Genomic DNA, 11,150 nt, shown 5'->3' on the forward strand with positions numbered 1-11,150 from the left:
GGGCAGGGGTGATCCGGCCGGTCTTTCCGGTCTTGACGATCGGCCCCGGTGATCAGCCTCGGATGGCGGGGGCTGTTCCGCGGCGTCGGTTACACCAGTGCCTTCGTGTGCACCGTCGCCCGGATTGCGGTCTGGATATGGACTTCGCCATGCGGGCGATTGGCTCCTTCCGGCTCGCCCCACAGCACTTCGACCGCGGCTCCGTCGACTGCCTGGTCTTGGTTGAGGCTCGCCAGCGACACCACCGAACCCAGGTTGACGGTGTATCCGGCGTAGGTGGAGATACCGACCATCTGGTTGTCCTGCAGCACCTGGTCGTACTCGAAATGGTGGTAGGTCGCGTTGGGAAGGTTCATGGAGTGGGCACCACTGTCACCGTCGGTGATGCGGCTGCCAATCACCCGGGCGACGTCGTTTTCGTTCCAGCGCAGCCACACCTTCCTTCGATGAGCCTTGTCTTTCATCGCTTCCAGAGCACCGCGGCCGATGAAGTCATGATCGAACTTCAGCAGCATGCCGTAGCCGATGTCCCAGGGAGTGAAGTAGTAATCCTGGATGTGTTCGGCGCGAAAGCTGCCGCCAACCGAGGCGTTGGCCTCCATCGTCTGTGTGGAGAGCCACTCACGATAGGGCTTCATCTTGTCGCCGGTGTAGATGGCTGGCAGCGGCGAGGGAAGCCAGCCACCTTCATACAAGGCGCTCAGATAGGACAACGAACCACCGCGACGCAGACCGAATTCCGCCCCGGCCCCTAGCAGTGCGGCAAGCACATCGGGACCGGCCTCGGCTGGGCCGTAGATCTCCAAACCCGTCATCTCTCTACCGGGCACGCCGGACATGGTGTGGTTGAGGGCCCGCACGCTGTGACCTGCGATGTCGAATTCACCGATCTTGAAGAACTTGATGGGCTCCAACGGCTGGCCGCTGGCCTTCTCGACGATGTCGCGGGTGGCCGGGCCGTTGAGCTGGTAGCGAAACGACAGCCGCGGACGGTGCACGCCGGGGATGTTGTGGTTGTCGCGGGTGACTTCGACGTCGTAGTTGCCGGTCTCAGCGTGGTATTCCACCCAGTTGGGCGCCACCGGTGTACCCACGATGCTGTACGTATCGTCCTCCATGCCAAAGACGATGGCGTCGGCGATGACGTACCCGTCGTAGTTGCAGGCCAGGAACTGCTTGGCCTGATTGCGGCCGAAGGCATCGAAATTGCCGACCCCGACGTCGTTGAATAATCGCTTGACGTCAGGACCTTTGAAGTACACGTCGTCCATGTGGAAGGACTGGTCGAACAGCACCGCGGTCTGAGCCCAGGCGCGCTGCTCGTCTTGCCAGTTGGTCCATTCCGTCGCCATGGGGAACACGAACTTCAAAGCGGGGGCTTCGCGCACCACTGTGGCGGGATCACCGGCGGCGGCGAACTTCTCTTCGAGGGACGGCACTGTCATTGCTAGACCTTTCTTTGTTGAGGACTGAGTGTCGTTGTCGACGTGTGCTATTGGTCGACGTCGTAGGCGAGGCAGTCATGGCCGTTGGTGATGGGTCTATAACGACGGCGATCGCGACTGAGGGTTCGTGTCGTTCTGCTCTCGTCGCGCGTAGACATATCTCACGAAGACGGTCCTTTCGTGTCGGTGCGGTGGTAGCACCGGTGTTGGTCGAGCGGGCTATCGCGCGGATGTCGTTGGCGGGGGGGTGAATTCCTCGCGGTAGACGAATCGGGGTGCCATACGTTTGCGGCGCAGCATCGTGACCGCTGCGTTGATCATCGCCGGTGGCCCGCATACGTAGGCCTGAAAACCCTTACAGGTGGCGTAGTCGCGCGCCACGACGTCAGTGACCAGACCGTCGTTTTGGGAACCTGGTTGGTCACTGATGCATGGGGTGTAGCTGAACAGCGAGGGTTGGTTTGCGGCGAGCTCGCCGAAGAAAGCGTCGTCGTAGAGGTCTCGTTGCAGCCGCACGCCGTGGTATAGATGCATGCGCGAGGTCCCGCCTGATTCCAGTGCGTGCACGACGATCGATTTCAACGGCGCCAGGCCCGTGCCCCCGGCGATTAGCAGGATCGGGTTCACGCTGGGACCGCGGTAGTGGAAATCGCCCAGTGGTCCGGTCAGATCCAGGGTGTCGCTCGGCTTGAGCTCGCCGAATATCCAGCCGTCGCTCGCGACTCCGTGAGGCATTCGGCGGATGTGGAATTCGAGTAGCTCGGTTTGGCTGGGAGGGTTGGCCAGAGAGTAGTCGCGGGTAGCGCCGCTTCCCGGAACATGCAGGCGGACATATTGTCCGGCGTTGAAATGCATTGGTTCACTCGTGCGAACAACCAGCCGGCGAGTGTCGTGGGCGATGTCGGTCACTTCCACAACTTCGGCGCTGAGATCCTTCAGCGGATACGAAGTGAAGGTCTTTTCGGGCTGGCGGGGTCCTCCAGGGATGAACGTGACGTCTGATCGTGGCTGCGCCTGGCAGGCCAGGACTCGGCCGTCCGCCATTTCCTCAGGAAGCAAGGCGTGTTGATCGTTATATTCCTGATGGACCTCGCCGCTGTCGATGATGATCGTGCACGTGCCGCACGTCCCCTGGGTGCACGAATGGGGCATCCAGGCGCCAGCGCGCAGGTAGGCGTCAAGGATGGTCTGGTCTTGGCGGCACACCACCGAGTTGGCCGAATCCTTGATGGTGACCGTGTGTTCAGGGTTCATCGCGTCGCTATAGCTGTTGGCGCCCTCGATAGGCGAAGGCCCATCGATCAAACTTCCCATCGCACATTGAGTTTGGTTAACCCGCTGATGTCCCAACCCCAGATATCCACCGCCCCAGCTGAATCGTCGAGCTCCAGATTGGGTATGGAGTCGAACAACTCCTCTAATGCGATGCGTGAGGTGTGTTGGGCCTGGTATGCGCCAGCGCAGACATGGGCTCCCGCGCCGAAAGCCAAGTGTGGAACGACGGGCCGATGTAGGTCGAAGTCGTTGGGGGCTGTTTCCCATGTTCCGATATCTCGATTGGCAGACCCGTAGGACAACATCACGACGTCGCCGGCCCGCACGACGACGTCGCCGATCTCCGTGTCCCGGTGAGCAATCCTGGAGGCGGTATTCCAGATTGGTGCGATCCAGCGCAGACCTTCGTTGATCGCGCGAGGGATCAGATGAGGCTTCTCGAGGACCTCGTCGAACTGATCTGGGTGTTGCAGCAACCCGTACACCGCTGCCGAACATGCGTGTCCGGGCTCCTGCATACCGCCGAGGATGACGGTGAACAGGGTTGGGTAGATGCGATCGGGAGGGTGGATCTGTCCTTCAGGCATGCCGTCGTGCATCCAGTGGGAGATTCCGGTGTCGTCGGGTTCGTCTTTCAGCCGTGCCATCATCGGGTCGACGATCGCGCGGATCTCACGCTTGGCCTCGTCGGCGTCGTCGAATCCCTCTGGGTGAAGGAAGTCGCCGTTCTTATCTAGGGCTCCGTTTGCGATGCCGCAGCTCAGAAACTTGAACCACCGGCGCAGTGTGTCTGAATCGACCTCGTTGAACCCCAGCAGGTCCCCCAGTGTGCGCACGCTGACGGGCTCAAAGTATTCCTCAACCAGATCGGCGTGGCCACGGTCCTCGAACTCGGCCACATACTTTCGGGCGATCGGTCGTACGAGATCATCGACATAGGAGTCGACAGCCTGCGGCGCGAGTTGGGGATCGACCATGTTGCGAAGGTCGCGGTGGTCGTCTCCGTCCATCCCGAGAATTGGCTTCCCGTCGAATGTACGTTCAATGGTGGGAGCCATGCCGCCGCCGAAATTCGCTGTGTCGGTGGCGATCTGCGCGCAGATTGGCCGCGTTGAGGCCACCCAGGTCCCGATGCCGGGAATGTAAGCTAGCGGTGCTTCCCGTCGTAGCCTGTCGAAAATCGGATTAGGGTCCTGCTCGAGGTCGCTCAGGACGATTTCATTGATCCAGTCCGGCTGATTTCTCTTCGCCCATTCAGCAGTCGCGGTTACATTCGGTGATGTCGAAGTCATATTTCCTCCCCGACCTTTCCGTTCGCTGCGCGTTTAGACCGACCGGCAAGAATTCATTCAAGTAGATGCCGCGCCGAATGTGGTCGGCGGCATAGCAATTCACTGCACAGCTAAACCAGTTCTCCTAATCCGATTACCACACAAGGACTCTCGGTTAGCTGCTGTTCGGGGCGCCGCTGCGTTGTTTCAGCGCCGATCCATCTGGGTGTGTGCCGGCCGTCACAGTGCGGACGATACGCGAACACGTTCGAAACTCGAATACCTGTACAAAATGCGAACACATGCCTATCCAGTTGGCGCACGATTGACTCGGTGGTGCCGGTGCCGCACGACTGGCACAGATCCTCCTTCACTGCGTTGGTCATTCAGCAACCGACGGCGGGATACACATCGGTAACGCACCCTCTATCAACACTTTCGGTCCAAAGACGAGCTTGTGGCCAGCACTGCAGGCTCGCGACGAACTAGCGATTGCCGGGTTACGCACTGCCGTAGACCACAAAAACGCACGGGGATCGCGCCCGATCGCCGCGCTGAGTGGCGTGCTCACGCACACCTTCGCCGACCCCGCGTTTCGCGGGCACTCGCCGCAGGCGCCTCAGGCCGCGACCCAGCCGTCATCAAACGGGCCACACGCGCCGCCGAGCAGGTGTTGTCGCGAGCGGCTACCCCTTCCTAGCGCGCTTCCGGCACGCTGAGACTGCAGTACCGACCGCGCTCACGTGGACTGGGTGCTCGGAGTTACCCGTTCCCGCAGGCCCGCCGCCAGCAGTGCCACGGTGAGCAGGTCGATGGCTTCGCCGCCGTAGCGCATGAGCCGGCGGTGACGGGTTCCGCTGACGCGGAAGCGGAGATGCACACGGGTGCGTTCAGCGGTGTCGTCGGTCAGCGTGATTGCCCAGCTGATGAGCAGCCGACCCCGTCTCGAACGATGCACCAGGATGTGCGGGGGGTGGTGCACGACGATCTCGAAGGTGGCGTTGCGCCCGCCCCAGTCCGGGATGACGTCGCCAATCGCCAGATGCTGAAGGCTCGGGTCGATGTGTCGCAGCGCCCTCTTGCGTGGCGGGATGATCGCCTCGATCCAGCGTGGCATGTACCAGCCAGCGCGGTGCCGCCCCAGTTGCGCGAACCACGGCCACACTCGACTCGGTGGCGCGTCGAGCGTGAATGCGCGGTCCATCACGACATCCGGGATTGCGACCAGATCGTCGCCGGGCATGGGTTGATTCAGCTCGGCGCGTCGTGGTGATACGGCGAACACCACCCACCACCTTAAAGGACGCATTTGCGGCGGTCGCAGACATTACGATCCTGTAGCACTTTCTAGAGCGCTTTGAGTTCTTCAGCGACTTCGGTGACCGACTTCTTGGCGTCGCCGAAGAGCATGGTGGTGCCGTCGGCGTAGAACAGCGGGTTGTCGATGCCGGCGAAGCCTGAGTTCATCGACCGCTTGAGCACGATCACCGACTTGGACTGGTCGACGTTGAGGATCGGCATCCCATGGATGGGTGAGCCCGGGTCGTTGCGCGCCGCCGGGTTGGTAACGTCGTTGGCGCCGATGACGACCGTGACGTCGGTACGGCCGAATTCGTCGTTGATGTCGTCCATGTCCTTCATGGCGTCGTAGTCGACTTCGGCCTCGGCCAGCAACACGTTCATATGCCCGGGCATCCGGCCGGCCACCGGATGGATCGCGTACTTCACCGGAACACCCTTGTCCTCAAGCAGATTCGCTAGGTCCTTGACGGCGTGTTGGGCTTGGGCGACGGCCAGTCCGTAGCCGGGTACGACGATGACCTGGTTGGCATAGGCCATTTGGATTGCGGCGTCGGCCGCCGAGGTGGATTTGACCACCTTGTCTCCGCCGTCGTCGCCACCACCAACCTCTACGCCGCCGCCGCCGAATCCACCTGCCACGATCGCCGGGATGGAGCGGTTCATCGCCTTGGCCATCAGGTTGGTCAGGATCGAACCCGACGCGCCGACGATCATGCCCGCCACGATCATCGCGGTGTTGTTCAGCGCTAAACCCGCTGCAGCCGCGGATAGTCCAGTCATCGCGTTGAGCAGTGAGATGACTACCGGCATGTCAGCGCCACCGATCGGTGCCACCAACATCAGGCCAAGCACTGCCGCGGCGGCTAGTAGTCCGATCATCCACCATAGCGACGTGCCGCCGCCGGGATGAGCGCCGAGGCCGATCACCACGGCGGCCGTGGTCGCGGCCAGCAGCAATAGGAGGTTCAGCGGCTGTTGCAGCTTGCCGACACCGATCGGCTTGCCGGGTAGGATTTCCTGCAGCTTGCCGAAGGCGATGATCGACCCCCAGAACGAGATCGATCCGATGATCGCGGCGAACAGTGAGGCGACGACGATGTGCACTGTCGGCGACTCGCCGTGCTTGAATTCTGAAAAGCCGTCGGTGTCAATGAATTCCGAAAGCGCGATGAGGGCGACCGTGCCGCCGCCGACGCCGTTGTAAAACGCCACCAGCTGCGGCATCGCGGTCATTTTCGTCAGCCGCGCGGGCGGCACACCCAAGGCGACACCAACGAGCAGGGCCGCGATGATCAAACCCCAGTTCTCGGTGTGACGGATCGCAATCAACGTCGCGATGATCGCGATCGCCATACCGGCGCCGGCGATCCAGTTGCCGCGGACTGCGGTCTTGGGCCCAGTCAACCCCATGAGGCCGTAGATGAACAGCGCGAAGGACGCCAGGTAGAGCAGGACGACCAAATAGCTCATCGCACTTGCCCATTCGACTCAACAGCTGCGGCTTTGGCCGGCTTCTTGGGTTTGAACATGCCGAGCATGCGGTCGGTGACCACGAACCCGCCGACGACGTTGAGCGTGCCGAATACCACCGCCGCGAACAGGATGATCTGGATGGCCAGCGACGGGTGCTCGACGCGGCCGAGGACTACCAGCGCGCCGATGAGCACGATGCCGTGAATGGCGTTGGTACCTGACATCAGTGGGGTGTGCAAGGTGTTGGGCACTTTGGAGATGACGGCGAACCCGACGAACCCGGACAGCACCAGGATGGCCAGGTTGGCCAGTAACGGGTCATACATTCTGTGACCAACTCTCTTCAGGAGCCGCTACCCGGTGCATGGGATACTCGGGCGGTATCGCCAAATTCAGCGCTGTGTCCACGATGACAGCTAGGAATTTCAGCGTTGATGTGGCTATCCGGCTGACCATCACTCGTTCACCGCCTTTGGGTTCGCCGGTTTGCCTGACGGTGTCGTCTCGCGTGTGACACAGGACGTGGCGATCACTTCGTCGTCGAAATCCGGTGTGAGCACCCCGTCTTTGATGAGTAGCTCCAGCAGCACGGAGATGTTCTTCGAGTACAGCTCGCTGGCGTGTTCGGGCATGGTGGCCGGCAGGTTCAGCGGTGCGGCGATCGTCACACCGTGCTTGACGATGGTTTGTCCGGGTTCGGTCAGCTCACAGTTGCCGCCGGTCTCACCGGCGAGGTCGACCACTACGCTGCCGGGCTTCATACCTTCGACCGCGGCGGCGGTCACCAACCGCGGTGCGGGTCGCCCCGGCACGAGAGCGGTGGTGATGACGACGTCGAATCCTGTAATGGCAGCCTCAAGCTTCTTCTGCTGCTCGGCCTTTTCCGCGTCGGTCAGCTCGCGTGCGTAGCCGCCGTCGCCGGCGGCCTCAATGCCCAGATCCAGCCACTGCGCCCCGACGGACCGGACCTGATCGGCCACTTCGGGTCGCACGTCGTATCCGGTGGTGCGCCCGCCCAGTCGCTTGGCCGTGGCCAACGCCTGCAGACCGGCGACACCTACGCCGAGTACCAACACGGTGGCCGGTTTGACCGTGCCGGCCGCGGTGGTGAGCATCGGGAAGAACCGCGTGGATTCCGTGGCTGCCAGCAGCACCGCCTTGTACCCGGCGACGTTGGCCTGTGACGACAGCGCGTCCATCACCTGGGCGCGCGAGATCCGCGGGATCGCCTCCACTGCGAACGCCTGCACCCCGGCCACCTTGAGGGCCTCGATTTGGTTGTTGGCGTTGCGCGGTGCCAGAAAGCCGATGAGGGTTTGGCCGCTGTTGAGCTTGCCGACCTCTTGGGCGGTCGGCGGCGCGACCTTGACGATGACATCGGCTGACCAGGCGTCACCGATAGTCGCACCGGCGTCGGTATAGAGGTCATCGGGCAGCAGAGCCGCATTCCCGGCGCCGGACTCCACAACTACTGCCAGTCCGCTATCCACGAGCGAGGCAACCGCTTTGGGCACTAGCGCCACCCGCCGCTCCCCGTTGGCTGACTCGGTGGCCACGCCCACGGTGGTAATCGCACCGGCGGTGGTCTGCGTGGTGGTGGCCGCCGCGAAGGGCGCGGCGCCATTGTTGCTTGTTGTCATCGTGTGCGCCGCAAGGGTTTGCGGGTGTGTCTGTCGACGGTCACAACGAGGATGCACACGACAGGAAGGGTCCTTTCGAAATGACGGTGGCGGTGGCACTGGCCCCGGCCGCTCAGTGCGGAAGTTCTGCACTGCGCCCGTAACCGGCTGAGTAGGCGTGCGTTCACTTTTGGTGAACACCGATGGTGGTGTCAGCGTCTTCGGCGATAAATCCAGCTTCGGATGCGGGCCAGGATTGGCGCGCAGCGTGATTCGCCGCGTGGTTCCTGTGGTGGTGGCCCGTCTTTGTCGAGGATCCACAGCGGTGCGCCCCAGGCCAGCGCCTGCGCGAGATTGGCCTCGATGGGGCGGCGTGGCGGTTCGTCGTCGATATCCATGTCCATGTGTGCAACTCCGTTGTGTGCGTGGGTTAACGGGCCGACGGTCAGAAATTGATCATGTGTCCGGCGAGGCCATGGATGGCTTCTTGCACCGCTTCCGAAAGGGTCGGGTGGGTGTGGACGTTTCGGGCGAGGTCGTGGACAGTGAGGTCCCATTTCTGGGCCAGGGTCAACTCGGGGAGTAATTCCGATGCGTCGGGCCCGATCAGGTGAGCACCCAGGAGCAGCCCGTGTTGGGTCTCGCAGATCAGTTTCACGAAGCCCGTCGTTTCACCGAGCCCGTGGGCTTTTCCGTTAGCGGTGAAGGGAAAGCTGGCGACCTTGATGTCGTGGCCATCGGCTTCGGCTTGTTCTTGGGTAAGACCGAAGCTGGCCACTTGTGGTTGGCAAAAGGTTGCCCGCGGCATCATTCGATAGTCGTCGATGGGTGTCGTGGGTGCGCCTGCGATGGTTTCGGCGGCCACGAGTGCTTGAGCCTCGGCGACGTGAGCTAGTTGCAGTTTGCCGGTGACGTCGCCGATGGCGTAGATGTGGCCGACGCTGGTGCGCATGACATCCGAGATCGCGATGGCGCCCGCACTGTTGAGTTCCACTCCCGTTTTCTCCAGGCCGTAGCCCTGCACGCGGGGCGCGAACCCGATGGCTTGCAGCACCGAGTCGACGGTGATGGTGTGGGTCTCGTTCTTGGTGGTGTCTTCGATCGTGACGGTGACCTTTGCGCCGTCGTCGTCGATGGTTTGGACAGCAGTCGAGGTGTGCACCACGACGCCCAATTTCTTGTAGGCGCGGGCGAGTTCCTTGGAGACGTCGGCGTCTTCGTTGGGCAGTACCCGGTCGAGGAACTCCACGACGGTGACCTCGACGCCGAAGTTACGCATCACGTAGGCGAATTCCATGCCGATCGCACCCGCGCCGACGATCAGCACTGAACCGGGTAGTTCACGGCGGGTGATCTGTTCTTCGAACGTCAGCACACGATCGGTCTTTTCGGTGCCGGGCAGGAGTTTGGCGACCGCGCCGGTGGAGATGATGGCATGCTCGAAGGTGATGGTGCTGACCGCGCCATCACCGGAGACAGTGAGAGTATGCGCATCGGTGAAGACGCCTGTGCCGGTGTATTCGGTGACGGCGTTCTTCTTCATCAGGTAATGCACGCCTTTGACCCGGCCGTCGGCGACCGACCGACTGCGGTCGAACGCGGCGCCGTAGTCCATCGTGTGGTCGCCGCTGATCCCGAATAGTTGCGCCTGTGCACTGAGGATGTGCGCCAACTCCGCGTTGCGCAACAACGCCTTTGACGGGATGCATCCCACGTTGAGACATACCCCGCCCCAGTACTTCTGCTCGATGATGGCAACACGCTTGCCCAGCTGCGCCGCCCGGATCGCTGCGACGTAACCGCCCGGGCCCGCACCTAAGACCGCGACGTCGTAGTGGTCGGCCATGGTGTTCCTCTCCTACCACTGATTAGGTATGCGCTCGCATACCGGCTCGGCGCTCGCGGTCTTTCCCGCGGAGGTGCGGGAGGAGATCGCAATCGCGCGAGGGCCTTGCTGGTGTCGTCCCCCAGACTCGGTGGATCGCTGACCCGGCCATACGCCATCCTAACCAAAAATGGCGCCAGTTTAGAAGCCTCCAGCTAGAATAAGCGAGGTGATCTTGGACATCCCCAGCCGTTTAGGATCCAATTGGGGATCATCGCGGTGCACCGAGCGTTGGGCCCGTTGTAGGGATAGACGAGCCGTTTGAGAAGCGAATGGAGATGTTTGGATGACGACTTTGCAGCAGCTGGAGCGGGATCTGGGGCCGGTATCCCTGGGACCGATCGTGGGCGAGGATGTGCTGGCAGGACCCGACACCATAGCGGTTCTTGACCCCGCGACGGAGGAGACGATCGCCGAGGTCGCCGGTGGTGACATCGACACCGCGCTCTTGGCTGTCGATGCTGCGCATCAGGCGATGTCCCAGTGGGCATCGCAGAGTCCCCGTCATCGCAGCGATGTCTTGCGCCGCGCCTACGACTTGATGGTCAGCCGCTGCGAGGCGCTGGCCCAGTTGATCGTGCTGGAAAATGGAAAAGCGCTGGCCGATGCACGCTCTGAAGTGCTCTATGCTGCGGAGTTCTTCCGCTGGTACTCAGAGGAAGCAGTACGCCTCACCGGCGAGATCGGTTCCGCGCCAGCGGGGTCCAACCGGATCATGGTCGTGCACAAGCCGATTGGTGTGGCGCTGTTGATCACGCCGTGGAATTTTCCCGCCGCGATGGCAACACGCAAGATTGGGCCAGCGTTGGCGGCAGGATGCACCGTCGTACTCAAGCCGGCATCTGAGACGCCGCTGACGGCGCTGGCGCTGGCGCGGCTG

At 62.4% G+C, this 11,150-nt stretch carries 10 protein-coding genes; 1 reads left to right on the forward strand and 9 read right to left on the reverse strand.

Going from position 1 to position 11,150, the window contains the following annotated elements; all coding sequences use genetic code 11:
* Window positions 1-89: 89 nt before the first annotated feature.
* The 9 genes from MCHLDSM_RS01300 to lpdA form a co-directional block, all read right to left on the reverse strand.
* Complete coding sequence (locus MCHLDSM_RS01300) at window positions 90-1,445, reverse strand: aminomethyltransferase family protein (protein WP_048468507.1); 1,356 nt, start codon at window positions 1,443-1,445, stop codon at window positions 90-92.
* 219 nt (window positions 1,446-1,664) lie between these two features.
* Entirely contained in the window at window positions 1,665-2,759 is a 1,095-nt protein-coding gene (locus MCHLDSM_RS01305; RefSeq protein ID WP_234713810.1) for a 2Fe-2S iron-sulfur cluster-binding protein, read from the reverse strand.
* Entirely contained in the window at window positions 2,747-4,012 is a 1,266-nt protein-coding gene (locus MCHLDSM_RS01310) for a cytochrome P450 (protein ID WP_082168633.1), read from the reverse strand. The genes MCHLDSM_RS01305 and MCHLDSM_RS01310 overlap by 13 nt, the downstream gene beginning before the upstream one ends.
* Window positions 4,013-4,730: 718 nt before the next feature.
* Complete coding sequence (locus tag MCHLDSM_RS38710) at window positions 4,731-5,279, reverse strand: hypothetical protein (protein ID WP_201780345.1); 549 nt, start codon at window positions 5,277-5,279, stop codon at window positions 4,731-4,733.
* Between the two features lie 59 nt (window positions 5,280-5,338).
* Window positions 5,339-6,763, reverse strand: coding sequence for an NAD(P)(+) transhydrogenase (Re/Si-specific) subunit beta (locus MCHLDSM_RS01320; protein WP_048468510.1), 1,425 nt, complete (start codon window positions 6,761-6,763; stop codon window positions 5,339-5,341).
* On the reverse strand, window positions 6,760-7,092 hold the full coding sequence (locus tag MCHLDSM_RS01325; protein ID WP_048468511.1) for an NAD(P) transhydrogenase subunit alpha part 2: 333 nt from the start codon (window positions 7,090-7,092) through the stop codon (window positions 6,760-6,762). Before MCHLDSM_RS01325 ends, MCHLDSM_RS01320 begins: the two co-directional genes overlap by 4 nt.
* Window positions 7,093-7,221: 129 nt before the next feature.
* Window positions 7,222-8,406 (reverse strand): Re/Si-specific NAD(P)(+) transhydrogenase subunit alpha, encoded by a 1,185-nt coding sequence (locus MCHLDSM_RS01330; RefSeq protein ID WP_082168634.1) that lies wholly within the window; start codon window positions 8,404-8,406, stop codon window positions 7,222-7,224.
* Between the two features lie 191 nt (window positions 8,407-8,597).
* The gene (locus MCHLDSM_RS37600) at window positions 8,598-8,789 is read right to left on the reverse strand and encodes a hypothetical protein (protein WP_131722571.1); all 192 of its coding nucleotides are present in this window, start codon (window positions 8,787-8,789) and stop codon (window positions 8,598-8,600) included.
* A 41-nt stretch (window positions 8,790-8,830) separates the two neighbouring features.
* Entirely contained in the window at window positions 8,831-10,231 is a 1,401-nt protein-coding gene (gene lpdA, locus MCHLDSM_RS01335) for a dihydrolipoyl dehydrogenase (RefSeq protein WP_048468512.1), read from the reverse strand.
* A gap of 325 nt (window positions 10,232-10,556) precedes the next feature.
* Here lpdA and MCHLDSM_RS01340 point away from each other — a divergent pair.
* Window positions 10,557-11,150: aldehyde dehydrogenase family protein (locus MCHLDSM_RS01340; protein ID WP_048468513.1), on the forward strand; the 594-nt coding region annotated here is incomplete at its 3' end.

Source organism: Mycolicibacterium chlorophenolicum (assembly GCF_001044235.1).
Classification (GTDB): domain Bacteria; phylum Actinomycetota; class Actinomycetes; order Mycobacteriales; family Mycobacteriaceae; genus Mycobacterium; species Mycobacterium chlorophenolicum.